Source organism: Bacillus sp. BHET2, from assembly GCF_005938125.1.
Classification (GTDB): domain Bacteria; phylum Bacillota; class Bacilli; order Bacillales; family Bacillaceae_B; genus Rossellomorea.
This window is the reverse complement of record NZ_VCQN01000002.1, coordinates 213731-238598: the sequence shown is the minus strand read 5'-3', so window position 1 is coordinate 238598 and position 24868 is coordinate 213731. Positions and strand designations below refer to the sequence as shown.

General features: G+C 42.9%; 27 protein-coding genes and 1 other annotated feature. Of the genes, 25 read left to right on the top strand and 2 right to left on the bottom strand.

Translation table 11 applies throughout. From position 1 onward, the window contains the following. Nucleotides 1-167 precede the first annotated feature (167 nt). The 17 genes from FGG79_RS10865 (at nt 168) to pheA (ending at nt 14251) form a co-directional block, all read left to right on the top strand. On the top strand, nt 168-740 hold the full coding sequence (locus tag FGG79_RS10865; RefSeq protein WP_138778175.1) for a Maf family protein: 573 nt from the start codon (nt 168-170) through the stop codon (nt 738-740). 28 nt (nt 741-768) lie between these two features. Continuing rightward, the gene (gene radC / locus FGG79_RS10860) at nt 769-1479 is read left to right on the top strand and encodes a RadC family protein (protein ID WP_138778173.1); all 711 of its coding nucleotides are present in this window, start codon (nt 769-771) and stop codon (nt 1477-1479) included. A gap of 255 nt (nt 1480-1734) precedes the next feature. Beyond that, nucleotides 1735-2742, top strand: a complete 1008-nt coding sequence (locus FGG79_RS10855; RefSeq protein WP_138778171.1) for a rod shape-determining protein — start codon at nt 1735-1737, stop codon at nt 2740-2742. Nucleotides 2743-2906: 164 nt separating this feature from the next. Continuing rightward, the gene (mreC, locus tag FGG79_RS10850) at nt 2907-3788 is read left to right on the top strand and encodes a rod shape-determining protein MreC (protein ID WP_138778169.1); all 882 of its coding nucleotides are present in this window, start codon (nt 2907-2909) and stop codon (nt 3786-3788) included. Further along, nucleotides 3785-4306, top strand: coding sequence for a rod shape-determining protein MreD (gene mreD, locus FGG79_RS10845; RefSeq protein ID WP_138778167.1), 522 nt, complete (start codon nt 3785-3787; stop codon nt 4304-4306). The genes mreC and mreD overlap by 4 nt, the downstream gene beginning before the upstream one ends. An 85-nt stretch (nt 4307-4391) precedes the next feature. Further along, the gene (gene minC / locus FGG79_RS10840) at nt 4392-5075 is read left to right on the top strand and encodes a septum site-determining protein MinC (RefSeq protein WP_138778165.1); all 684 of its coding nucleotides are present in this window, start codon (nt 4392-4394) and stop codon (nt 5073-5075) included. Nucleotide 5076: 1 nt separating this feature from the next. Continuing rightward, nucleotides 5077-5880, top strand: coding sequence for a septum site-determining protein MinD (minD, locus tag FGG79_RS10835; protein WP_138778163.1), 804 nt, complete (start codon nt 5077-5079; stop codon nt 5878-5880). A gap of 223 nt (nt 5881-6103) precedes the next feature. Beyond that, a complete protein-coding gene (locus tag FGG79_RS10830) occupies nt 6104-6877 on the top strand; it encodes a M23 family metallopeptidase (RefSeq protein WP_138778162.1) in 774 nt (257 codons plus the stop codon). After that, nucleotides 6870-7736, top strand: a complete 867-nt coding sequence (locus FGG79_RS10825; RefSeq protein WP_240794255.1) for a M50 family metallopeptidase — start codon at nt 6870-6872, stop codon at nt 7734-7736. Before FGG79_RS10830 ends, FGG79_RS10825 begins: the two co-directional genes overlap by 8 nt. A 144-nt stretch (nt 7737-7880) precedes the next feature. Beyond that, nucleotides 7881-9326, top strand: coding sequence for an Rne/Rng family ribonuclease (locus tag FGG79_RS10820; RefSeq protein ID WP_138778160.1), 1446 nt, complete (start codon nt 7881-7883; stop codon nt 9324-9326). A gap of 67 nt (nt 9327-9393) precedes the next feature. Then, nucleotides 9394-9472, top strand: a sequence feature (ribosomal protein L21 leader region). A 12-nt stretch (nt 9473-9484) separates the two neighbouring features. Then, complete coding sequence (gene rplU / locus FGG79_RS10815) at nt 9485-9793, top strand: 50S ribosomal protein L21 (RefSeq protein ID WP_138778158.1); 309 nt, start codon at nt 9485-9487, stop codon at nt 9791-9793. Between the two features lie 11 nt (nt 9794-9804). Continuing rightward, complete coding sequence (locus FGG79_RS10810) at nt 9805-10140, top strand: ribosomal-processing cysteine protease Prp (RefSeq protein ID WP_138778156.1); 336 nt, start codon at nt 9805-9807, stop codon at nt 10138-10140. A 12-nt stretch (nt 10141-10152) separates the two neighbouring features. Next, nucleotides 10153-10443 carry a 50S ribosomal protein L27 gene (gene rpmA / locus FGG79_RS10805; protein WP_044339518.1) on the top strand — a complete coding sequence of 97 codons (291 nt, stop codon included), beginning with the start codon at nt 10153-10155 and terminating at the stop codon, nt 10441-10443. Nucleotides 10444-10837: 394 nt separating this feature from the next. Then, nucleotides 10838-11371, top strand: coding sequence for a Spo0B C-terminal domain-containing protein (locus tag FGG79_RS10800; protein WP_138778154.1), 534 nt, complete (start codon nt 10838-10840; stop codon nt 11369-11371). A gap of 51 nt (nt 11372-11422) precedes the next feature. Continuing rightward, nucleotides 11423-12709, top strand: coding sequence for a GTPase ObgE (gene obgE / locus FGG79_RS10795; protein ID WP_138778152.1), 1287 nt, complete (start codon nt 11423-11425; stop codon nt 12707-12709). Between the two features lie 146 nt (nt 12710-12855). Further along, a complete protein-coding gene (locus FGG79_RS10790; RefSeq protein WP_138778150.1) occupies nt 12856-13311 on the top strand; it encodes an ACT domain-containing protein in 456 nt (151 codons plus the stop codon). 88 nt (nt 13312-13399) lie between these two features. Beyond that, the gene (gene pheA / locus FGG79_RS10785) at nt 13400-14251 is read left to right on the top strand and encodes a prephenate dehydratase (protein ID WP_171050894.1); all 852 of its coding nucleotides are present in this window, start codon (nt 13400-13402) and stop codon (nt 14249-14251) included. A gap of 69 nt (nt 14252-14320) precedes the next feature. On the opposite strand, the gene FGG79_RS10780 is transcribed toward pheA, so the two are convergent. Together FGG79_RS10780 and FGG79_RS10775 are read right to left on the bottom strand one after the other, a co-directional pair. Next, nucleotides 14321-14863 (bottom strand): transcription repressor NadR, encoded by a 543-nt coding sequence (locus tag FGG79_RS10780; RefSeq protein ID WP_138778856.1) that lies wholly within the window; start codon nt 14861-14863, stop codon nt 14321-14323. A 53-nt stretch (nt 14864-14916) separates the two neighbouring features. Next, nucleotides 14917-16053, bottom strand: a complete 1137-nt coding sequence (locus FGG79_RS10775) for an IscS subfamily cysteine desulfurase (RefSeq protein WP_138778146.1) — start codon at nt 16051-16053, stop codon at nt 14917-14919. 125 nt (nt 16054-16178) lie between these two features. Between FGG79_RS10775 and nadB the strand changes: the two genes are divergently transcribed. The 8 genes from nadB (at nt 16179) to ruvA (ending at nt 24864) form a co-directional block, all read left to right on the top strand. Beyond that, on the top strand, nt 16179-17768 hold the full coding sequence (nadB, locus tag FGG79_RS10770) for an L-aspartate oxidase (RefSeq protein WP_138778144.1): 1590 nt from the start codon (nt 16179-16181) through the stop codon (nt 17766-17768). Continuing rightward, on the top strand, nt 17737-18582 hold the full coding sequence (gene nadC, locus FGG79_RS10765; protein ID WP_138778142.1) for a carboxylating nicotinate-nucleotide diphosphorylase: 846 nt from the start codon (nt 17737-17739) through the stop codon (nt 18580-18582). The genes nadB and nadC overlap by 32 nt, the downstream gene beginning before the upstream one ends. Nucleotides 18583-18584: 2 nt before the next feature. Further along, entirely contained in the window at nt 18585-19691 is a 1107-nt protein-coding gene (nadA, locus tag FGG79_RS10760) for a quinolinate synthase NadA (RefSeq protein WP_138778139.1), read from the top strand. Nucleotides 19692-19849: 158 nt separating this feature from the next. Continuing rightward, on the top strand, nt 19850-21472 hold the full coding sequence (safA, locus tag FGG79_RS22025) for a SafA/ExsA family spore coat assembly protein (protein ID WP_205688826.1): 1623 nt from the start codon (nt 19850-19852) through the stop codon (nt 21470-21472). Nucleotide 21473: 1 nt separating this feature from the next. Next, on the top strand, nt 21474-22448 hold the full coding sequence (locus FGG79_RS10750) for a phosphotransferase (protein ID WP_171050893.1): 975 nt from the start codon (nt 21474-21476) through the stop codon (nt 22446-22448). Nucleotides 22449-22550: 102 nt separating this feature from the next. Beyond that, entirely contained in the window at nt 22551-23285 is a 735-nt protein-coding gene (locus tag FGG79_RS10745; RefSeq protein WP_138778135.1) for a YhcN/YlaJ family sporulation lipoprotein, read from the top strand. Nucleotides 23286-23477: 192 nt separating this feature from the next. Further along, nucleotides 23478-24026 (top strand): intercompartmental signaling factor BofC, encoded by a 549-nt coding sequence (locus FGG79_RS10740; RefSeq protein WP_138778133.1) that lies wholly within the window; start codon nt 23478-23480, stop codon nt 24024-24026. Nucleotides 24027-24252: 226 nt separating this feature from the next. Next, nucleotides 24253-24864, top strand: a complete 612-nt coding sequence (ruvA, locus tag FGG79_RS10735; protein ID WP_138778131.1) for a Holliday junction branch migration protein RuvA — start codon at nt 24253-24255, stop codon at nt 24862-24864. Nucleotides 24865-24868: the final 4 nt, after the last annotated feature.

The following is a 24868-nucleotide window of genomic DNA, read 5'->3' as shown; positions in this document are numbered from 1 at the left end:
CTAGGAAATAATGCAATGATCAAATAGGGCTGCCCCGAACGTGTCAGAGTTTTATAAATGATTCTCTGAGTGAGAGGGGAGGGCTCTATTTTCTCTTGTTTACAGAGGTGGAATTTGGTAGTATATTCTTGTATCTCCCATTTTCACTCTGAAAGGAATGGTTTGGTGTGTCCAGCCTCATACTTGCTTCACAATCTCCTCGTCGGAAAGAACTTCTCCAACAAATCCAACTCTCTTTTTCCGTCATCAGCTCTACTGTAGATGAAACTTTCTCATCTGATTTAATGCCTCATGAAGTAGTAATGTATCTTGCCCGGAAGAAAGCAAAGGAAATATCGTTACAACACCCCACTGACTATGTCATCGGTTCCGACACCGTTGTAACCAAGGAAGGATTAATCCTTGGGAAACCGGAATCCAAAGAAGAAGCGAAAAAAATGCTCATGATGCTCTCAGGATCCACCCATGCAGTCTATACAGGTGTTGCGATCCTGTACGGCGAAGTAGAAGAACTCTTTTATGAAAAAACGGACGTTACGTTTTGGGAGTTGACACCAGAAGAGATCGATGACTATATTGCATCTGAAGAACCCTTTGATAAGGCTGGTTCATATGGCATTCAGGGAATTGGAGCGAAATTTGTCAAAGAAATCAAAGGCGATTATTTCTCCGTTGTCGGATTACCGATCTCCCGAGTGAATCGAACCTTAATTGATATGGGCTATCTTCGACCAGAATGACTCCTTCACGTAAGAAAAGGAGGAAAAAATGGTTAAAACAATACCCCAGCATGAAGAAAATAGACTAATGATTCGTGACTTTCCCCAGGATGAAAGACCGAGGGAAAGGCTGATTCAAAGTGGGGCGGCAAGCTTGTCCAATCAGGAGCTGCTCGCTATTCTACTACGGACCGGCACGAAATCCGAGTCGGTCCTACAACTTTCAAACAGGCTTTTGACTCATTTTGACGGCTTGAATCTATTAAAGGATGCGTCCCTCGAAGAAATTACGAAAACGAAAGGGATTGGTCTTGCCAAGGCAGTTCAAATCATGGCTAGCGTAGAGTTTGGCCGTCGAATCAGCAATTTGGCCTTTGATGACAGATATAGCATCCGCTCACCCGAGGACGGAGCCAATTACGTCATGAATGATATGAGATTTTTAGCTCAAGAGCATTTTGTCTGTCTATACCTCAATACAAAGAATCAAGTTCTCCACAAACAAACCATCTTTATTGGAAGCCTGAACGCCTCTATCGTTCACCCACGGGAGGTCTTTAAAGAGGCCTTCCGCCGCTCTGCCGCATCCATCATTTGTATCCATAACCATCCATCGGGGGATCCAACCCCAAGCAGGGAAGATATAGAAGTGACAAAAAGATTAGTAGAGTGCGGTCGAATCATTGGTATTGATGTACTCGATCATCTTATAATAGGGGAGAAGAAGTTTATCAGTTTAAAGGAAAAAGGGTATTTATGACACTATGATTTTTTTCCTGGTTACGATATAATAAAGCTTATGATTTTTACAAACAATATGGTGATTCTATATAACGCAGCGTACCTGAAAAGAGAGAGTCATTCTTCAAAGGAATGAGTCTTTTCGTTATGCATGAACGAACAATTATTGTGACGAAAATTACGAGGATAGAGAGTGCTTGGACAACTCTCCTATGAAAACACATAAAACATTTTAAAAACCAGCTAATTTGTATCAGAAAGGGAGATACCATCCATGTTTGGAACGAAAGATTTAGGGATTGATTTAGGAACAGCTAACACATTGGTGTACGTGAAGGGCAAAGGAATTGTCGTTCGTGAACCTTCTGTTGTTGCACTTCAAACAGATAACAAGCAGATCGTTGCAGTCGGAAATGATGCTAAAAATATGATCGGAAGAACACCGGGAAATGTTGTGGCACTGCGCCCGATGAAAGATGGAGTCATCGCAGACTATGAAACAACCGCGACGATGATGAAGTACTACATAAAACAGGCGACACGAAATAAAGGAGCTTTTTCAAGAAAGCCTTACGTCATGGTTTGTGTACCATCAGGCATAACCGGAGTAGAAGAAAGAGCGGTCATTGACGCTACAAGACAAGCAGGGGCACGTGACGCGTATACAATCGAGGAGCCTTTTGCAGCTGCGATCGGTGCAAACCTTCCAGTATGGGAGCCGACAGGAAGCATGGTCGTTGATATTGGTGGTGGAACGACGGAAGTAGCGATCATCTCATTAGGTGGAATCGTAACCAGCCAGTCAATCCGCGTAGCCGGTGATGAGATGGATGACGCGATCATCAACTATATCCGCAAAACGTACAACCTTATGATCGGTGACCGTACTTCTGAGACAATCAAGATGGAGGTTGGATCTGCAGGAGATTCAGAAGGAATTGAGGCCATGGAGATACGAGGACGTGACCTTTTGACCGGTTTACCTAAAACGATAGAAGTAACGGCAGCCGAAATTGCTTCTGCTCTTCGTGACACCGTATACACGATTGTCGATGCCGTTAAGAGTACGTTAGAAAAGACACCGCCTGAACTCGCGGCAGATATCATGGACCGTGGGATTGTCCTGACAGGAGGAGGAGCACTTCTTCGCAACCTTGACAAAGTGATCAGCGATGAAACGAAAATGCCAGTGCTCATTGCAGAGGAACCGTTGGATTGCGTGGCAATCGGCACAGGGAAAGCCCTTGACCACATTCACCTCTTTAAAAATCGAGGGAAATAATAATAGAACATAAATAGGGGACGTCTCCTTGAGGAAGCAAACGCTACCTTAAGGCCGGCCCCATCTTTTTTCGAAGAACCATGAATATTTTGACGAATGATATCAAAAATGTACGTTTTTTGATATAGTGTTTACTAGAATGAGAAAAGGTTGAGGTGTACATCATGCCACAATTCTTCCTGAATAAACGTTTGATCATTCTGCTCGTCAGTGTCATCGTCCTTGTTGGATTGATTGGATTTTCCTTGCGGGAGCGGGATAGCATCAGCTGGCCAGAGCAGTTTGTGAAAGATATGGTAGGATTCGGACAGTCGTTGGTTTCAAAACCTGTTAATTATGTAGCGGGAGTCGCTGATAATATTCAAGATCTTCAAAATACATATACAGAAAACGAGAAGCTGAAAACACGTTTAGATGAATTAGTAAAGCTTGAAACAAAGGTAAAAGATCTTAAACAAGATAATGATGAATTAAGGGCAGTACTGGATAAAAAGGATAATCTTCGCTCCTATAATACGATCCAGGCAACGGTCATTGCAAGAAACCCTGATCAATGGCAAGAGCTCATTACGATTGATAAAGGAGAGGTGAATGGCATTCATTCGGATATGGCTGTCATTTCTTCTACAGGATTGATTGGAAAGATTAAAAGCGTCAATGAATTTTCTTCTACTGTTGAATTAATTTCGACAAACAATACAAAAAATCGGATTTCCACTGTGGTACAAAGCAAAGAGCAGGACATAAACGGATGGATTGAAGGATACGACAGCAAGAAAGAAGAAATTTTAGTGAAGCGGATTTCAAATGATATGAAGGTTGAAAAGGGCTCTAAAGTGATGACATCTGGACTCGGGGGCGTATTCCCTAAAGGGCTTGTCATTGGTGAAGTGAGGGAAGTCAAACCGGATCAATATGGTCTTACCCAGACAGCATACGTCAAGCCGTCTGCAGATTTCTATCATTTAGAACATGTCATGGTCATCGATCGTGAGATTCAGGGCGTGACTGAAAAAGAATCAGATGGTGAGGGGGAAGAGCAATGATCAGCAGGCTCCTCCTCCCTTTCATGACCCTCCTATTCTTCTATAGTGAGAGTCTGTTTGTCCATCTTTTTCCAAGTGAAAAGTGGTTTGATCAAAAAATGATTGTTCCTCATTTCCTGATACTTGTGCTTTTCTATATTTGTGCGTATTTTCAGTATCGAACCGCACTGATCTATGGTTTCATCTTTGGATTCCTCTTTGATATTTATTACACTGAAATCAATGGAATATACTTAGTGTTGTTTCCGTTTGTCATCTTTTTAACTCACCAAATGATGAAAGTGTTACATAATAACCTCTTTGTTTTAGGGATCATTTCCATAGTGAATGTATCAGTTTTAGAGTTTTTGGTCTATCAAATCAACTTGATTATCAAACGGACTGATTTGACGTTTATGCAGTTTGTAGATTGGCGTTTATGGCCGACATTGGTCCTGAATGCCGTGTTTTATCTCATTATCGCATTTCCATTTAGAAACTACCTTCAGAAAAAGCGAAAAGAGTGGTTGGATGATTAAATTCTATTAGTAATTTTTTCATAAAAAGAGGAAATGACACTGCTTATGTCGAATTTAATAGACGACTGAGGTGAGAATTTACGACATGAATAATAAGAAGCCAAATGTGATGATAAAAGGAACAAAAGAAGGACTGACTCTTCATCTCAACGATCAATGCTCGTTTCACGAGTTAAAGAAGGAATTGGACGATAAACTGTCTGCTCACTACCGTGAAACCGAAGGAGCCCCTCTGCTCACGGTCAATATTCAAACAGGCAATCGGTATTTAGTAGACGATCAAATAGAAGAGTTGAAAGATATTGTAAGGCAAAAACGTAATTTGGTAGTAAATGAAGTGTGGAGTAACGTCATTACAAAGAATGATGCAGAGAAACTTATAGATGAACGAAATATCGAAACCATGACCGGGGTGATCCGTTCGGGACAGGTCGTTGAGATTACTGGAGATATCCTTATTGTAGGCGATGTCAACCCGGGAGGGAAAGTCCTTGCTGGCGGCAATATATACATATTAGGTTCATTAAAGGGAATCGCCCATGCCGGTTGCAACGGAAACCAGGACGCGGTCATTGTAGCATCGAAAATGGTTCCATCACAGCTCCGGATTGCGGACTCCCTGAACAGGGCTCCCGATCGGGTGGAGGAAGAGGATGATCGGGAAATGGAATGCGCATATGTGGATGATAATGGTCAAATCGTTGTGGACCGATTGCAAGTTTTGAAGCATCTTAGACCAAATATTACTAGTTTTAAAGGAGGAAGCTAATGTGGGTGAAGCCATAGTTGTTACTTCAGGTAAAGGTGGAGTAGGAAAGACGACTACTTCTGCCAATGTTGGTACAGCATTAGCTCTACAAGGCAAAAAGGTTTGTTTAATTGATACGGATATCGGCCTCAGAAACCTGGACGTGGTGATGGGACTGGAAAACAGGATCATTTATGACTTAGTGGACGTTGTAGAAGGCCGTTGTAAAGTGCATCAAGCCCTCGTGAAAGACAAGCGTTTCGAAGACAAACTCTTTTTATTGCCAGCTGCACAAACAAGTGATAAATCTGCTGTAAACCCTGAACAAATGAAAAGGCTAGTACTAGACTTAAAGCAAGACTATGATTATATCATTATTGATTGCCCGGCAGGAATCGAGCAAGGGTATAAGAACGCAGTAGCAGGTGCGGATCGGGCGATTGTCGTTACCACTCCTGAAATCTCTGCCGTTCGTGATGCGGACCGGATAATCGGGTTACTGGAGCAAGAGAATATCGAACCTCCGAAACTCGTGATTAACCGTATCAGAAATCACATGATGAAGAATGGTGAAATGCTGGACGTGGATGAAATCACATCCCATCTATCCATAGATCTTCTTGGGATAGTCGCAGATGATGAGAATGTGATTAGATCTTCCAATAAGGGTGAACCGATTGCTCTTGATTCGACAAGTAAAGCATCCATTTCCTACCGGAATATCGCGAGACGCATTTTAGGAGAGTCGGTTCCTTTGCAATCGTTAGAAGAAGAAAGATCCGGTATGTTTACGAAAATTAAAAAGTTATTTGGTGTGAAAGCGTAAGCAATATCAGAGTCCTGACAGAACGTTTCTGTCAGGGCTTTTTTTATTTCCCCATGAATATTCTCTCTGGACAAGTCATACATTGTAGCAAATCAGGTAGATATGGATCTATGCTCTTGTTTCGTCATCATGAGTAGGACTAATATATTCAATCACGCTGGAATGGGTTGAGGCATCCAGAAGAGAATCGATGAAATATACCTTATAAAAAGGAATGGTGTACATGGGGAACCGAGCGGATGAAATACGGAAGCGAATAGCAAAACGAAAGAAGGCGACTACTGGAACAAATCAGAATCCTCCTTATTTTCTGCCGACGGATGAGGAGCGCTATGGAATGGAACGCCAGACAAGCTTTGAAGGAGGGCCACCGCCTGAAGGGATGCACCCCCTGTTTAAGAAAGAAACATTCATGCTGAAAATTCTTGGAGCCGGAATTATGGTTCTAGTGACTGCCATCATGTTCAAAAGTCCTTCACCCGTTTTCAATGAAGCAAAATCTGTCGTGATGAAAACCATGGATACAGAATTTCAATTTGCCGCCATTTCCACCTGGTATGAAGATCAGTTTGGAAAACCATTGGCCCTTTTACCTACTAGTGATATAGGAAAAGAGCCCACCTCCACGCAAAGTGCTGAATACGCAAGGCCGGCATCAGGTAAGGTTGTCGAAAATTTCAAGACAAATGGACAGGGCATTATGCTTGAAACTGGCTTGGGGGAAGATGTAACCGCCATGAAGGGTGGCTTGATCATTTTTGCAGGGAAGAAGGATGAGATTGGAAATACGGTGGTCATTCAACATGCTGATCAATCTGAATCCTGGTACGGCAACTTGGAATCGATCGATGTGAAACAATATGAATCGATTGAGAAGGGATCCCTGGTTGGGAAGGTCTCCACGAGTAGTCTAAACGACGGATCAGGAGAGTTTTATTTCGCTATCAAAATGGGTGATACATTTATCGACCCAATACAGGTGATGTCATTTGACTAATATCATTTCACTTTTGAAAAAATTTTACGTTCATCCTCTCCTTTGGCTCGTCATTGCGATTGCCATTATGACCGCTCATTTTTTTGAACTGATTCTGCTCCTGGTCATCATTACCATTCATGAGTTAGGGCATGGATTAATGGCACAATCTTTCTCTTGGAGAGTAAAGAAAATCGCTTTACTGCCCTTTGGCGGAGTTGCGGAGATGGATGAGCATGGGAATCGTTCATTGCGTGAGGAGTTCTGGGTGGTGGCTGCGGGACCTTTGCAGCATGTATGGCTCATTGCCTTAGGTTGGGGGATAATGAGGATGGGAATGGTGAGTTCCGATACATTTTCACTTTTTCTTCAATTGAATATGATGGTGTTATTGTTTAACCTTCTTCCCATCTGGCCGCTTGATGGAGGAAAGATGGTTTCCTTATTGCTTGCAACAAAGTTCAATTACTTGAGAGCGTATGAATACACGCTCCTCTTTTCATTTGGGTTATTATTGCTGTTTCACCTGATTGTTCTAGCGACCGCTCCACTCCACTTAAACCTGTGGATCGTTCTTTCGTTCTTGTACTTCTCTCTTTGGGTGGACTGGAAACAGAGGCGATATGCGTTTATGAAATTTCTAATGGAGAGGTATTACGGAAAGAGCCACCAATTTGTCGAACTAAGACCGATCCACGTTGAAAGCGAAGATTCCATCATGACCATAGTGGAGAGGTTTCAGCGTGGGGTGAAGCACCCCCTCGTTGTATTCGATAAAGGAATGGAAGTGGGAAAGCTTGATGAAAATGAACTTCTCCATGCATTTTTTGCTGAAAAGATGACGTCGGCCAAAACAAAGGATCTTCTCTACCTTTATTGACGAATGGATACGAACTGTATAAAGTTAGGGCATACTGGTGAAAAGGGTTGATTCCAACCCTTTTTCCTGTTTTATTAAGAATGGCGTTGTTCTGTGATGTGGATGTTTACACCCCGTCAACCCATTTAGAAATGAGGTTTCGCTGTGGAAGAAATCATTGTACATAGTAAAGGCAGAGAGAAGCGGTGGGTGCACCGTTCAAATAATGAAATTGTTGGTTTATTTACATATCAGCCTGGAGAGGGAAGCTTAACAGGGAATATCTATTTAGGAAGAGTCATCAAGGTGCAAAAGGGGCTGGGTGCGGCATTTGTGGATTTTGGTCAAGGCAAGAATGGCTACCTCCATGAAAAGGACTTACCTGAAAACGTGGAGGCATACCATGCAGGAAGCAATCCGATTCCAATTGGGAAATGTGTGCACGAAGGCCAAAAGATCATCGTTCAGGTTATGAAGGATGAAATGGGAACGAAGGGGGCCAGACTGACAGCGGTAGTTGAGCTGAAAGGTGAACATCTTGTGTATATGCCGCGAGGATTCTATGTGGCCGTCTCTAAAAAAGTAGATGATGAAAATAGAAAGGTACTCCGCCGCCTCGGAAATGAGTGGAAGCAGCCCGAAGAAGGCATTGTGATGCGTACCAATGCTACCGGAGTTAGAGAAGGGGTACTACAAGATGAGTTGAATTCCTTGCGCTTCCGATTTGAAAATCTGCAGCAGGTTTCCTTGAGAGCTAAATGTCCCTCCTTGTTATCGCAACAGGATACCTTTTACGTAGATCTCCATGAACAATTGAAAAAAGGAGAAGGAGGGAAAATTGTCTTTGATGACTATGAAAGCCTTCTTCATATAGAGGCAATGAGCGGTGAAGGGAACAAAGAAAAGTGGAAATTCGAACTCTATCAAGGACAAGAGAATATTTTTCGTCATTTTCACGTTTCCGTCATTTGGGAGAACATGCTGAAAAAAATCGTTTGGCTTGATCATGGTGCATTTCTCGTTATAGAATCCACTGAAGCCATGACTGTGGTGGACGTGAATTCCGGTAAATTCACAGGAAAAGATGATCTGGAACAAACCATCCTGGAAACGAATAAGCTGGCAGCAAAAGAAATGGCGAAACAATTGACCCTTCGCAATCTGAGTGGTATGATCCTGATCGATTTTATCGATATGAAGAAAGAAACCCACAGAAAAGAAGTCATGGATGAACTGTCCGGCGCATTGGTATCAGATTCTCAGCGTACGACGATAGTCGGCTTCACTCCTCTTGGCATTCTTGAACTAACCCGAAAAAGAACCCGTCAGCCTCTTCCAACTTATTTGACACGCCCATGCTCAGTATGTCAAGGTACAGGAAGAGAACTGACTCCTGAAACGATGGCTTTTAAGCTTGAGAGGGAGCTATGGGAAATGGAGGGGATGGAAGGATCCCGAATTGAAGTAGAGGCAACCAGGGAAGTTGAGGATGTGTTTGCAGGGAATCAGTCCATTCATCTAAAGAGACTTGAAAAAGTATTAAATAAGAAGATCGATATAAGGGAAATCACCCACGGTCATCCTTATTATCATATAACAAAGATCATATGAATTTCTTGAATGTTATTGACAGTACATCAATTTATATGATAGGATTCTAATGTTATTGATTGTAGCACCCGTGCTACAACCGCTCATTACAGGTAAAAAAGCTTGGAGCATTCCAACACCTGTCATTGGCGAGTCTGAGTTTATAAGGAGGTGCGATTATGTACGCAATTATTGAAACAGGTGGTAAGCAAATCCGTGTAGAAGCTGGTCAAGCTATCTACATCGAAAAGCTAAACGCAGAGCAAGACGAAACGGTAACATTTGACAAAGTTCTATTCGTTGGTGGCGACGATGTGAAAGTAGGAAGTCCATTAGTGGCTGGTGCTACTGTAACAGCGAAAGTTGAAAAACAAGGCCGCGCGAAAAAGCTTGTAGTATTCAAATACAAAGCGAAAAAGAACTACCGTCGTAAGCAAGGTCACCGTCAACCATACACTAAAGTTGTCATTGACGAAATCAACGCGTAAGGCGTGATGACATGATTAACGTTTACGTAGAACGTTCACCCGGGAAAAGAATTCGTTCTTTCTCTATGGATGGACATGCTGATTTTGCCGAAAATGGGCAAGACATTGTTTGTGCAGGTGCTTCTGCTGTTTCATTTGGCAGTATTAATGCCATTATGGCGTTAACCGGTGTAGAGCCTTCCATCCAGCAATCCTCTGATGGTGGATATCTTCGCTGCGTCATCCCCGATGATCTACCGGAAGAAACAGAGGGCAAGATTCAGCTGCTACTTAATAGCATGCTTATCAGCCTCCAAACGATTGAAAAAGACTATAGTGATTTTATTAAAATAACCTTCAAAAAGTAGGAGGTGGAACAGATGTTAAGATTAGACCTTCAGTTTTTTGCTTCTAAAAAAGGAGTAGGTTCGACTAAAAATGGTCGTGACTCTATCTCAAAGCGTCTTGGTGCTAAACGTGCAGACGGTCAAATGGTTACTGGTGGATCAATTCTTTACCGTCAACGCGGTACGAAAATTTATCCAGGCCTAAACGTCGGCCGTGGTGGCGACGATACACTTTTCGCTAAGACCGACGGTGTTGTTCGTTTTGAACGCATGGGTCGTGACAAGAAAAAAGTGAGCGTATACCCAGTTGCGAATGAAGCTTAATCGCATATCTTTAACGAAAACTCTAACCGACTTTCGGTTAGAGTTTTATTTTTATTAAGGGTGTTGGGATTTTTATATGTTTTGTAACGAAATTGTGGGCAGTTTTTTTAATGTAGGGTAGAGTAAGGTTGAAGTTTGTGGGTTATGAGTAATATTTGAACGAGAATGAAGTGGATTGGCGTGGATATTATCGACTTGGGCTGATTTATTATCGAGTTTAGGACATATATTATCGACTTTGCCCTGTTTATTATCGACTTTTCAAATATATTATCAACTTCGCCCATTTTATTATCAACTTCATTCACACCGACCAATTTTACAGAAACAATATACGGACTAGTCCCATCTTTGATATACTTACAGGTAAGCACTTAAGTATAGGAGTTAGATTATGAGCGAAAATTGGGGTGTAGTCGAGGCGTTAAGGCATGCTCGTCACGACTGGATGAATGATTTGCAATTAATTAAAGGCAACTTGGATCTTGATCGCGTGGATCGTGCGAAGCAAGTGATTGAAGAAATGGTACTCGTTGCACAAAATGAATCAAAGCTATCGAATTTAAAGCTTCCATTATTGGCAGAATGGATATTAACATATAATTGGTCAAGACATTTGATTAAGCTTGATTTTGAAGTTCTTCAATTAGAGTCTTCTCATGGACTTAAGGATCGAAGACTTTATAACTGGTGCAAGGAGTTTCTCGAATTCCTTGAATCAAATGTAATGAACAATGCAGAAAATCAATTATCCATCTTACTGAACATTACAAAAGAACATTCCCGTTTTATATTTGATTTCACAGGTATACTAAAGAGTACGAGCATGGTAGAAGGCTGGATAAAGAATCAACAATCAAACGGAGAAAACATAGAAATAGAACAGCTTCAAGAAGAGGTTCTTGTCATCCAAGTGGTCGTTGAATGATTGCGTTATGTGGACATTCAATGAGTGCACGGATAAGTTAGGAGTGAAAGTATGTTTATAGATCAGGTCAAGGTTTATACAAAAGGCGGTGACGGCGGTAACGGTATGGTTGCCTTCCGTCGTGAGAAATATGTACCAAAAGGTGGTCCTGCTGGAGGAGATGGCGGACACGGAGCAGACGTGATTTTCGAAGTGGAAGAAGGGCTAAGAACCTTAATGGATTTCCGCTATCAACGTCATTTTAAAGCAACTCGTGGAGAACACGGGATGAGTAAGAATCAGCACGGACGTAATGCGGAGGATATGGTAGTGAAAGTTCCACCTGGAACCGTCGTGAAGGATGATGATACAGGTGAAACGATTGCAGACTTGACTCAGCATGGTCAACGTGCCGTGATTACAAAAGGTGGACGGGGTGGACGCGGGAACTCCCGTTTCGCTACGCCTGCTAATCCGGCACCTGAGCTTTCTGAAAAAGGGGAGCCTGGACAAGAACGTTATATTGTAATGGAATTAAAGCTACTGGCTGATGTTGGCTTGGTAGGATTCCCAAGCGTTGGGAAATCCACATTACTTTCAGTTGTTTCAGCAGCGAAGCCAAAGATTGCTGCATACCATTTCACAACGATCGTTCCTAATTTAGGGATGGTAGAAACAGGAGATGGTAGAAGTTTTGTTATGGCTGACTTACCTGGATTAATCCAGGGTGCACATGAAGGTGTCGGACTCGGTCATCAATTCCTTCGTCACATTGAACGTACACGCGTAATTGTTCATGTGATCGATATGAGTGGAATTGAAGGCAGAGACCCGTATGAGGACTATCTGACAATTAATGAAGAGCTTAAGCAATACAATCTTCGTTTAACAGAAAGACCTCAAATCATCGTTGCCAATAAAATGGACATGCCTGATGCTGAAGAGAACCTGAAGATCTTCAAGGAAAAAATTCAGGAAGATTATCCTATCTTCCCGATCTCAGCGGTCACTCAGCAGGGGTTAAGTGAACTTCTATATGCTGTAGCAGACAAAGTGGAAACAACGTCTGAGTTCCCTATTCATGAAGAAGAAGAAACTGGCATTCACCGTGTACTTTATAAGCATGAAGAAGAGGAAAAAGAATTCGAAATCACACGTGACCCAGATGGAACATTCGTTGTGGGCGGTGCGAAAATCGAGAGACTATTCAAGATGACGGACTTCTCACGTGAAGATTCGGCAAGACGTTTCGCCAGACAACTTCGTTCGTATGGTGTAGATGATGCGCTTCGTGAACGTGGTGCGAAAAATGGCGATACAATCCGCTTAATAAAATATGAATTCGAGTTTGTAGATTAAGTTTCATTCTTCATCTATTTCAGGGAGAAAAGCTGAGTCGTTCTTTCGCTGGGCGGCTCTGCTCTACAATAAGAAAGCAAAAGCGGTTTTCATAGGGGCACAGACTGCCTCAAACCTCTGTAGCTAGACAATTGGAGGAATAGTCATTGGGGAAAAAATTTCAAGAAGGTAAGTTTTTTTTAGTGCGTGAAGATGTGCTGCCAGAAGCAATGAAAAAAACCCTGGATGCAAAAGAATTGATTGAAAGAGGCAAGGCCGACTCAGTTTGGGAAGCGGTCCATCGGGTTGATTTAAGCAGAAGCGCTTTTTACAAATATCGGGATACTGTTTTTCCTTTTCATACCGTGGTGAAAGAACGGATCATCACGCTTTTCTTTCATCTAGAAGACAGGTCTGGTACTTTATCACATTTACTAGCTGAAACCGCCAAGCATGGCTGTAATATATTAACGATTCATCAAACGATTCCATTACAGGGAAGGGCAAATGTCACACTATCATTGAATGTGACCGACCTTACAATCGGATTGGAAGACTTACTCTCAAAGCTAAGACGCTTAGAGTTTGTAGAGAAAGTAGAAGTGTTAGGCTCTGGAGCCTGACACTTTTTTTATCTTAAAACTCTTCCGCTTTAACCCCATACGTGTTAGAATGTTCAATAAATTTGGTGAGAGTGAAAGGAAGAGTAGAGTGAAAATAGCATATTTAGGACCCCGGGCTTCCTTTACAGATTTAGCTGTCAAAAAGGTATTTCCTGAAGAAGAAACCGTATCATATGTCACGATTCCTGATTGCATCGAAGCGGTGATAGAGAATGAAGTGGATTATGCCGTCGTGCCTCTAGAAAATGCCTTGGAAGGCTCCGTACACATCACGGTCGACTATTTGTTCCATGAGGCGGACTTGGCGATCGTGGCGGAATTAACGTCTGCCATTCAGCAGCATCTCATGGTCCACCCTGAAGCGGGCAAAGGTGTGGAGCCGATCGGAAAGATTCTTTCCCATTCCCATGCACTCGCACAGTGTCATAAGTTTTTACATAAGAATTTTAAAGGCGTACCTTTAGAACAAACGACGAGCACGGCAGCAGCCGCTAAATTCGTGAGTGAGAATCCTGATACGTTTTTAGGAGCGATTGGGAACGAGCTGGCAGCAGAAAAATACGGGCTGAAGATTCTTCATGAAAACATCCATGACTTTGCCTATAATCATACAAAGTTCATTGTGTTACATAAGAAGTCAGAATCCCTGTCCCTTTCCCAGGAGAAAAGTGTGGAGAAGACGACTTTGATGGTCACTCTTCCGAAAGATCGTTCGGGAGCGCTCCATCAGGTATTATCCACATTCGCATGGAGACAATTGAACTTGAGTAAAATTGAATCGAGACCGTTAAAAACAGGGCTGGGGGATTATTTCTTTTTAATTGATGTGGCTCATGGAATGGATGATGTTCTGCTGCCGGGAGCAATCAGTGAAATGGAAGCTCTAGGATGTAAGGTGAAAATGATAGGTACGTATTCTTCTTATTTATTGGATAAGTGAACAGGAAAAAGTCAGATTCCAATATGGAATCTGACTTTTTCGCTTTAGGACTGCTCGGGTCTCAATTGATTAATTATTCGTTTGGATTAGAAATCCTGCATCTTGAAGGGCTTTTTCTGCTGTTTCCAGAGCTTGTTCCGTATGAGCCATTAGGGTATGCAAATGAACACCCTCGGTTAATTCTGATAGAAAGGAAGCTCCTGTTTCTTCAATCTTATTCATGAATTGTTCTACTTCTTTTCGGTTTGAGACCATAATCGACGCCGTCAGATCACCATAAACGCCGTGCTCGATACTTACATCCTTAACTGTAACACCGTGATCGACCAGTAAGCAGAGCTCTTCTTCTGAACGTTCAGGTGGATGTTGGCATGCAACCGTCCGTTCGAACATGGTTTCCTGATTTGAAGCAGGCATGTACAAATAGCCTTGACTCGTTGCAATAATTGGTTCTCCTTTTGCTTTCAGCAGTGTAATGTCACTAACAATCACTTGTCGACTGACATTGGTCTGCTTAGCGAGTTCGCCACCTGTAATAGGAGCCAGTTTTGTCATTAGTTTATCGAGGATCCACTGTCTTCTTTCATCCCCGAGGATTTTCTTACCTGCCAAAGGTATCTCCTCCGTCCACAATTGATATAGGAAATCATACCACAACTCGATCTTCAAGTTAAGGAAGTTACATGCTTCCCATGTATGTCAGATAATGCGACCACCAATGAGTTAACGTGATCAACATCTGTATCTCTGCCAAACGATATCCGGATGAATTCTTTTCCTGCCCTATGACTGACCCCCATGCTTTTCATCGTATTAGGCATACTTCCTGCTCCACATGCACTCCCTGTGGATATGCCGATTCCCCGCCGGTTGCATTCGAGCATGAGCCATTGGCCCTCAAGGCCGTGAATTCCAAGTCCTATTACGTGTGGGAGCTGTGCATGTTCCGGCCCTTCATAGATGGTGAAGGAGCCGGGGATCCGCTCTTCTAGTTGAGATAAGAAATGAGTTCTCAGTCTGGTATAGTGTAATGTTTCAATGGTGTCACGACAAATGCTTGCAGCTGACACAAAACCTGCTATTCCTGGCAGATTCACCGTTCCTCCCCTGAATCCGTCCTCATGGGTTTGTCCGGGGATCATAGGGGAAACATCGAGTGCCGGATTGATGTACAGGGCTCCGACTCCCTTGGGACCATAGATTTTGTGAGATGAAAGGGTGAAGCAGTCTACGACCGATGTAAATTCCCTTATGTCTATCTTTCCGAATGCTTGAATCATGTCACTGTGAAGGAAAATATTACGACTTACCAATAGATTCTTAATGGCGTGCAAAGGCTGGATCGTCCCGATTTCTCCGTTAACGTGTCCAATGCTTACGACGGTTGTTTCTTCTGAAATCGATTGTTCTAATATGTCCATGTCAATCATTCCTTGAGACGTAAGAGGGATCTTTGTCACGGTAAAGCCCCATTGTGTAAGGAAGTCGGCAGATGAATGGAGGGATGAATGTTCCGCTCCCCCAATAATGATGTGTTTTCCTTTTCCTTGTCTACTAAGCGCCAATGTAACGAGTGCTAAATGATTTCCTTCCGTTCCTCCAGAAGTAAAGTAAAGTCCTTTAGCAGGTACTTCAAGCATATCTGCTAATCTTTCTCTGCATTTTGTTAGTAGCTGCTTAGCTTTTCCTCCAATATCGTGAAGACTGCTTGGATTTCCCCAGAACTCCTCGCTTACTGTTTGATAAACATGTAAACTTTCACGGTCAACAGGGGTGGTAGCGGCGTAATCAAAATAGTTCATCGTGTAACCTGCCTTTTTGAATTAATAGTCTGAATATATGAGTCCAGTAAAAAACTCTTGTCATTAGTTTAAAGATGTGTAAATATATGTGTCAAGACACCTGTAAATAATCAGGAGGGTTTTTGATGAAAAAAACCGATATTATCATCATTGGAAGTGGCATTGCCGCTTTACAATTGGCGCGACAACTTCAAGATCAATTTTATGTGATGATTATCACAAAGGAAGAAATCGAAAGCGGCAACTCTTACCTGGCCCAAGGAGGGATTGCGGCTCCGTTGGGATTTAAGGATACTGTTCAAGCTCATTCTGAAGATACATTGGAAGCAGGACGCTACCACGGGGATGCAAATCGTGTGACCGAACTCATATTGGATGGAAAAAGAATCGTAGAATCCCTGGTTAATGAAGGAGCACCCTTTGATCGTGAAAGAGATGGAGGTCTTTCACTTGGGATGGAGGGTGCCCACAGTGAACATCGTATCGTACATTGTGGTGGGGATCAGACCGGAAAGTATGTCATAAAACACTTACTCGAAACCCTTTCAGAAAAAAAGGTCGAATTCATTACAGGTGAAATGGCCTACGAGCTTGTAAAAGATGATTCGGGCTATTGCTGTGGTGTGAAAACGAAGGATAAGAGCGATGCTATCCGCTACTATTATGCTCCCCATGTTGTGTTGGCGACAGGAGGAATCGGCGGATTGTACCCGGCTACATCCAATCATCCAGCGGTTACGGGAGATGGTATGGCTCTTGCCTTTCTTGCCGGGGCAAAGCTGTCAGATATGGAGTTCATTCAGTTTCATCCAACCTTGCTCTGGATGAACGGGAAAACGTGCGGTCTTATTTCAGAGGCGGTAAGAGGGGAAGGGGCTCATCTCTTGAACGATAGGGGAGAAAGGATTATGGACGGAGTCGATCCTTTCTTGGAACTTGCCCCCCGGCATATTGTGGCTGAATGCATATTTAAAGAGAGGCAGAAGGGAAGAAACGTGTACTTGGATATTAGTAGAATTGAAGATTTTCAGACAAAGTTCCCTTCGATAACCAGTCTATGCATAAAGCATGGTGTGCCAATTGAAGACGGGATGATCCCTGTTGCCCCGGGATGTCACTTTATCATGGGAGGAATTTTAACCGATTCTGTAGGGAGAACTAATATTCCCGGCCTATATGCGATTGGAGAGGTTGCGTGCAGTGGCATTCACGGAGCAAACCGACTGGCGAGTAACTCATTATTGGAAGGGTTAGTATATGGGGAACGGCTTGGGGCATTCCTTAATCAAAATGGGGTTAACCAGGCCCTCCATTTTTCACCTGCGTTTGGTCAGATTAAAGGTGGAGAACCTCTGCACGTTCCATTTCAGTCTGAAGAGCTTAAGGAAAGAATGATCCATCATGTTGGGATTATCCGTGAGGAAGAAGGAATGATCACACATTTGAAATGGTTAAGACAACAGCCACTAACATTTCAGGAGCATATCGATTTTAACTCACGTGAAGAGATTCACATCTATTTCTTGTGGATCGTCAGTCTGCTTGTCACCGAGTCCGCTATCGTTAGGACAGAAAGCAGAGGAGGGCATATCCGTGCTGATTTCCCACAGGAAGATAATGATAAATGGCTCAAGAGAAAACTGGTTTTACAAAACAATGAAGGGCGATTGAAGGTGGAATATGATGAACAAAATGAAACTAAAATCTATGCTTGAAGAGTATTATCGTGAAGACCTAGGAGATGGAGATCTATCTTCACAGGTCCTGTTCACGAAAGGCGATGAAGGATCCTTTTCCTTTCTGATGAAGGAGAGGGGGATTTTTTGTGGGAGAGATGTGATTGAGATCGGGTTTCTTCTCTTCAATCCTTCGATTATCGTTCAGGTACTTGCAGATGATGGTGAAGTGGTGGAGAGCGGACAACGAATTGCTGAAATCAGAGGTCCGATGGCAGACCTCCTTCAAGCGGAACGTGTGGTTCTCAATCTGATCCAAAGAATGAGCGGCATCGCCACTGAAACGTACCGGGCAGTTGAACAGGTGAAAGGCAGTGGAGTCCGGATATGTGATACCAGGAAAACAACACCTGGCCTAAGGATGCTTGAGAAATATGCTGTAAGGACCGGTGGAGGATTCAACCATAGAAATGGTCTTTATGATGCGGTCATGTTAAAGGACAATCACATTTCATTTTCAGGATCGATCACGGAAGCTGTCAAGCGGGTGAAAAGTCAAATCGGTCATATGGTGAAAGTGGAAGTGGAGATTGAAACGAAGGATCAATTAATAGAAGCGATTGAAAGCGGGGCTGATGTCATTATGTTCGATAACTGCAGCCCCCGTTCGATTCAGGAGTGGATCTCGCTTGTCCCTCCTCATATCATGACGGAAGCATCAGGAGGAATTACGAGGGAACATCTGAATGAGTATGCAGCAACAGGGGTCCATTATATTTCCCTGGGATACTTGACACATTCTGTGAAATCACTTGATATTAGCGCGCGGGTAGGAATCAGGAAAGGGGTATGAACATGGGATTACTTGAAGAATTAACGAAAGAAACGGGCATTTTACCATCATCGATCACAAGTCTCTCGATAGAAGAAATGGAAAATAGAGTGAGGGAGATCAAACTCCGGTTAGGAAAGAAGCTTTTTATCCCAGGGCATCATTATCAAAAAGACGAAGTGATTCAATTCGCTGATGCGGTTGGTGACTCCCTTCAACTTGCACAAATTTCCGCAGAGAATAAAGAAGCAGATTATATTGTGTTTTGCGGGGTTCACTTTATGGCTGAAACGGCTGATATACTAACTGATGAAGATCAATCCGTGATCCTACCCGATATGAGGGCTGGGTGCTCCATGGCCGATATGGCTGATATTTATCAAACAGAAAAGGCATGGACCAAATTGATGGAAATGTTCGGAGACACGATCATTCCTCTCACCTATGTCAATTCCACTGCCGCCATCAAAAGCTTTGTCGGTATGAATGGGGGAGCCACAGTGACGTCTTCAAATGCCCATAAGATGGTTGAATGGGCATTGGGAGAAAAGCCACGTATACTTTTCTTGCCTGATCAGCATTTAGGCCGTAACACGGCAGCTGATCTCGGTGTTTCCTTAAGTGAAATGGCTGTGTGGGATCCGCTCTTAAACGAGCTCGTCTACGATGGGGAAATAGATGAAGTGAAGGTGATTTTGTGGAAAGGGCACTGTTCCGTTCACGAAAATTTCACTGTGAAGAATACAGAAGATATACGTAAGAATCATCCTGACATGAAGATCATTGTACATCCTGAATGTCGTCGTGAAGTAGTGGAGAAATCTGATTTAAATGGAAGTACGAAATTTATTATTGAAACGATTGAGCAATCTCCTCAAGGATCAGCCTGGGCAATCGGCACAGAAATGAATCTTGTGAAGAGACTGATTCATCGACATCCTGATAAGACGATAGTTTCACTGAATCCATATATGTGCCCATGCTTAACGATGAATCGCATTGATTTGCCCCATCTGTTATGGTCACTGGAGAATATTTTGGAAGGAAATCCTGAGAATATCATTAAAGTGGAGAAAGAAGTTTCAAAGAATGCGATTTTCGCTTTAGAGCGCATGTTAACCCGTGCATAATGCATATAAATAGTAAAATAATCAAGCTGAAATATATCGTCTCGAGCCTCGAGACGGTATATTTTTTTTTGCTATCTCATAAGTTTTTATGTAGATGAATAGCAATTTGCCTATCTTGTCATAGGATATATAGACTTATGCCTGAGGAGGGAAAAAGAGTGAAAATCCATATTGTTCAAAAAGGAGATACTCTTTGGAAAATCGCCAAGAAGTATGGCGTGAATTTCGAAGAATTAAAACAAATGAATGCCCAGCTTTCAAACCCGGATATGATTATGCCGGGAATGAAGATTAAAGTGCCGACTACAGGCGGTTCCGTAAAAAAAGAGACTCAAATCAAATACGGATCCAAGGAAATGCCTAAGAAGGAGATGCCTAAAGCTGAGCATCCGTTCAAAGAGCAGAAGCCTATGGCCATGCCAGTACAAGAACCAAAGAAAGAAAAGCCAAAAGAAGCTCAAAAGCCATTCGCGCCAAAAATGCCTCAACCAGTAGTCCCGGAAATAGATATAAACAACTACTACATGATGAATATGGCGAACATGCAAGTGCAACAGCCAAAACAGCAAGCGAAGCCAAAACCAAAATCGCCGCCTAAACCTACCAATGTACTTCCGAAAGCAAAAGAACAGCCTAAGCCAATGCCAAAACCGAAGCAGGAAGCCGTAAAAGGTGTTCAAGAGGAAGAAAGCTTACAAATGCCATCACAACCACAAGGAGGGAATACCCAGCCTATGTATAATAACCCGAATAATTGCGTACCTGTATCACCAGTTATGCCAGGACCAGGTTTCTGCCCACCACATGGAGGGATGCATCCGGGAGCAGGGTATGGAATGCCAATGGGCCAAGGAATGCCTATGGGTCAAGGAATGCCTATGGGTCAAGGAATGCCAATGGGGCAGCAGGGAATGCCTATGGGACCTGGGAATCAGGTTCAAGGTGCTCAATCGATGCCTGGAATGCAGAACATGCCAATGATGCATCAAATGGGATATGATGAAGAATCTTCGTCTGTTATGCCTTACATGCCAAATGGACAGATGCCGATGCAACAGCCGATGCAGATGCCGATGCACATGCAGCAGCCGATGCAACAACCGATGCAGATGCCGATGCACATGCAGCAACCAATGCAACAACCGATGGGTCAGCCATCTGGAGTAATGGGTGCTTCCGATGAAGATTACCCAACTGCTCAAATGCCACAACAGCCAATGATGTACCCTCAAAATTGCTATCCGGTCTCTCCTGTCATGCCGGGACCTGGATTCCATGGAGGATATCCGATGGGTCCAGGAGGTCAAGTGCAGGGAGCTATGTCAGAAGAGTCTCCTCCTATGATGAACGGACACCAAATGCCGATGGGGCAGCCGTCAAACGTAATGGGAGCACAAATGCCGATGGGTCAACCATCAAATGTAATGGGAGCAAGCGATCAGGGTGACTGTGGATGCGGTGGTCCTCAAGGGTACGGCCCAATGCATCATCCAATGATGCAGCAGCAAATGCAACAACAAATGCCCCAAGGAATGCAGCAAAACCCCTATGGCTTTGGACCGGGAATGATGGGCCAAGGAATGCCTGGTCAAGGAATGCCTGGTCAAGGAATGCCGATGGGACCTCAAGGGCAGGGAATGGGAATGCCGATGGGTCCACAAGGTGGTCAAGGGATGCCAATGGGACCTCAAGGTCAGGGAATGCAAATGGGACCTCAAGGAATGTTTGGTCCAAGAGCATTTGCAATGCCGAATTTTAATGATGACGACTTTGAAGGATAACATGCTTGCACGAGGGGACGATTATTCATATCGTCTCCTTTCTTATTTGCAAATGAAGTTACAGGATTCCGGAGCATCCTTGAAACGGATTAAAGAAGGGAAGTGGGTGTTGAAAACCAATGGGCGAAAATGGTTTGTGAAACGATTCCCCAATCAATTGAAGTTCATGCTGCAGGAACGTTTGATTTCAAGCTTGTTAAGAGAGAATTTCCACCATGTCCTTCCATTTCATCCTATCCACGAAAATGAAATGTTACTGTTTGAAGGATCTCCGATTGGTATTACCACCTGGTTAGAAACGTCGAGCCCTATAAGCTATGATCAACCAAAAGATCGGAGAGATGCATTGCATGTATTGAAGAAATTTCATTCTGTCTCCAAAAACATTCATCAATCATGGACTGAAGAGGTACCACAGTACAAATGGTTGAAAAAATGGAAAAAACGGATGATGCAGTTTCAATATAATCTTCCCTACTTGCAAGCATTCATTCAACCTTATTATTTGTATACTTATTTAGAATGGGGAAAGTGGGCATTGAAGGAATTAAAGTCGATCGGGGTTTTTGAACCTGGAAAATGTATTACCCATGGAGATGTAGCGCACCATAATTTTTTAAGGGGAAAAAATGGAGTCGTGTATATGATTGACTTTGATTTAATGTCTCTTTCAACTGAAATGACCGATGATCTCCAATATTGTAACCGCATTTTACCTCATATGAATTGGTCCCTCTCTAAGATCAAGGGTATAGAAGCATTTCATTCTTATGAAGATCAGCTTATTTTTTACCTTGGATTGATGTATCCGACAGATGTATTCAGGGAATGGAATCGGTTTATTCGTGAAGATCAATATTATAAACAGCGGGTATGGGGCTATTTAATGAATGTAACGATTCAACAATTTCCAGAGCGCATGCAATTCAATCAAGAGCTTCATGGAGAAGTGAAGCGAATCAATACCCAATTGTAGGAGATCAATCCAAACATTGATTGAATGAAAGGGTGTCTCCTTTCACAACCTAATGGTGAGCAGAGAATATGCTCAAGTATTGGGTTGAAGGAGGAATCACCATTGAATAAACGATTATTCATGGTCCCATTAACAGCCGTCATGACGCTGGGTCTTACAGCATGTAATAGTGGTGAAAAAGCACAAGATCGTTATACAAACTCCTATGAGCCTCTTGGGTACTACTCAAACGAAGGCCATGGTGGAGATAAACGGGATGAGAGGGACGGACCTCTGACTGAAATGTATGATCATTCTGTTGGAAAAGAGGGGCAGGATATCCGAAATAAGAAACGCAAATTCCTTCAAGTCAAGGATGAAAGCGGAAATTCTCAAAACCCTTCAAGTCCACTTGCTGGTTATGATGAGAATTTCTTAGCTCAAGATGGTCGAGCAAGCCATGGGGATGCAAATTATCACGGTCATCTGGACGATAATACGCGACAAGCGAGAAGATCCTATTACACAGCTTATGAAGGGGATTTAGCTGAGAAAATAGGAGATGTGACAGGTAAGGTTGAGAACGTCAGTGACGTTCGCGCAGTAGCTTATGGTTCGGATGTCCTCATTGCCGTAGAGCTTGACGATCATAGCAAAATCGAGGAAACGAAAGCCCGAGTGAAAAAAGCTGTAAAGCCTTACCTCCATGGAAGAACGGTTTCGGTGGTGACGGATGAAGGAACGTTTAGCCGGGTGAGAAACATCGATAATGATTTGCGTGACGGCGGCCCTAGAGAAGGAATTAACTTCGACATACACGATATGTTTAAGTCAGTTAAGAACCGAATCAATCAATAGCAAGGATCGACTACTAATAGAGAGTGATCTCTTTAGTAGTCTTTTTTTTCTTCTGAATGTATGTGCACAACTGATTCAGATGAGCATTCGTAAGGTCCGTCCCTAAAAAAAACCGAAGAGTGGATATTCTTAACAGGGTTTGGCAAGACTAGTGGATAGAGTGTTACATAAATAAAGTTCGAGGTGATCACGATGACGATGAAGGTTCGAATCGTGTTTATGGTGATGTTGTTAATCGGTGCTTTTTACTTCACGTTCTTTTATACAGAAGAGAAACAGGCGGCGGATGGGAGCTCTCTTCTTGAGTTGAATGAAACGCCTGCTGAGGTCGCATCCGCCCACACGATCACGGTCATACTGGAGAGAGTATATCTTGATGGTGAAGTAAGTGAGGAAATCGTACAGGAAACGATTTGGAGCATGGAAGACTTCTGGGCAGCCTATGAAGAGTGGCAATTGATGGATATGACGGAGGATCAAGTTGTGTTCCAAAAACAAGTAGATGATATTTCTCCTCTCTTGAAGACCAATGGATACTTTGGTATATCTGATAATGGCGTCCTCTCCATTTTTAATGGCAAACCTGGGCAGGCTGAGATCATTCAATCCTTCTTCCAAATCGATGTTGAAAAGCTTGAAAGTAAACGGCATGATGATTTAGTCAACGGCATCCCGATTAAATCCAAGCAAGAATATGAAGAGGTTCTCGAACAATATAAAGCTTATTCTGTTCCTAAATAAGAGTGAGAAACCAGTAGGTAAGCTACTGGTTTTTTTTATCATCTTCGTTCCCCTCCCCAAGCCTTTCTGGAATCCGGTAAACTTAGAACAAGTGTTTGATTTCGGCCTATCTTTCCCTCCATTTTAAATAGTGATATGATACAATAGGTTTTATATGACTTTTTAGAGAAGCATGACGGACGTTAGATAAAATAGTGATCATGTGAGCACATAGGGAGCGAATGGAATGTATGAATATATAAGAGGGACGGTTAGTCAAGTGGGTCCCGAGTATGTCGTTGTGGAGAATAATGGAATCGGGTATCAACTATATACCGCGAACCCGTTTGTTTATTCAAAGTATCAAAATCAAGAGATTCAGATTTTTACATATCAACATGTGAGGGAAGACCTTATAGCCCTTTACGGGTTCCTGGCAATCGAAGAGAAGTTACTCTTTATGAAACTATTAAATGTTTCCGGGATTGGTCCCAAGGGGGCTTTGGCGATTTTGGCGTCTGGTGCCCCTCAGCAGGTAATTACAGCCATTGAAGAAGAGAATGAGAGCTTCTTAACGAAGTTTCCAGGTGTGGGTAAGAAGACGGCTCGTCAGATGATCCTTGATTTAAAAGGGAAGCTGCAGGATGTAGTGCCAGATTATTTTCCGAATTTATTCTCGGATCCTGAGGAAAGAGATGTTTCAGGTGGGAAAGATGATGCATTTGATGAAGCGATTCTGGCCCTCAAAGCGTTGGGGTATTCTGAACGGGAAATCAAGAAAATCACTCCTAAGCTAAAAGGGGAAGGCCTTACGTCTGACGAAATCATCAGGAAAGCTCTTCAGCTTCTATTGAAATAAGTGG

Bases quoted from the DNA above. Each gene is read 5' to 3' on its own strand.
- mreC (WP_138778169.1), top strand. From the start codon at position 2,907: ATGCCACAATTCTTCCTGAATAAACGTTTGATCATTCTGCTCGTCAGT.
- FGG79_RS10775 (WP_138778146.1), bottom strand. From the start codon at position 16,053: ATGAACTATTTTGATTACGCCGCTACCACCCCTGTTGACCGTGAAAGT.
- FGG79_RS10800 (WP_138778154.1), top strand. From the start codon at position 10,838: ATGAGCGAAAATTGGGGTGTAGTCGAGGCGTTAAGGCATGCTCGTCAC.
- nadA (WP_138778139.1), top strand. From the start codon at position 18,585: ATGGGATTACTTGAAGAATTAACGAAAGAAACGGGCATTTTACCATCA.
- nadC (WP_138778142.1), top strand. From the start codon at position 17,737: ATGAACAAAATGAAACTAAAATCTATGCTTGAAGAGTATTATCGTGAA.
- rplU (WP_138778158.1), top strand. From the start codon at position 9,485: ATGTACGCAATTATTGAAACAGGTGGTAAGCAAATCCGTGTAGAAGCT.
- nadB (WP_138778144.1), top strand. From the start codon at position 16,179: ATGAAAAAAACCGATATTATCATCATTGGAAGTGGCATTGCCGCTTTA.
- minC (WP_138778165.1), top strand. From the start codon at position 4,392: ATGAATAATAAGAAGCCAAATGTGATGATAAAAGGAACAAAAGAAGGA.
- obgE (WP_138778152.1), top strand. From the start codon at position 11,423: ATGTTTATAGATCAGGTCAAGGTTTATACAAAAGGCGGTGACGGCGGT.
- FGG79_RS10855 (WP_138778171.1), top strand. From the start codon at position 1,735: ATGTTTGGAACGAAAGATTTAGGGATTGATTTAGGAACAGCTAACACA.
- ruvA (WP_138778131.1), top strand. From the start codon at position 24,253: ATGTATGAATATATAAGAGGGACGGTTAGTCAAGTGGGTCCCGAGTAT.
- FGG79_RS10810 (WP_138778156.1), top strand. From the start codon at position 9,805: ATGATTAACGTTTACGTAGAACGTTCACCCGGGAAAAGAATTCGTTCT.
- FGG79_RS10830 (WP_138778162.1), top strand. From the start codon at position 6,104: ATGGGGAACCGAGCGGATGAAATACGGAAGCGAATAGCAAAACGAAAG.
- radC (WP_138778173.1), top strand. From the start codon at position 769: ATGGTTAAAACAATACCCCAGCATGAAGAAAATAGACTAATGATTCGT.
- mreD (WP_138778167.1), top strand. From the start codon at position 3,785: ATGATCAGCAGGCTCCTCCTCCCTTTCATGACCCTCCTATTCTTCTAT.
- rpmA (WP_044339518.1), top strand. From the start codon at position 10,153: ATGTTAAGATTAGACCTTCAGTTTTTTGCTTCTAAAAAAGGAGTAGGT.
- FGG79_RS10740 (WP_138778133.1), top strand. From the start codon at position 23,478: ATGACGATGAAGGTTCGAATCGTGTTTATGGTGATGTTGTTAATCGGT.
- FGG79_RS10750 (WP_171050893.1), top strand. From the start codon at position 21,474: ATGCTTGCACGAGGGGACGATTATTCATATCGTCTCCTTTCTTATTTG.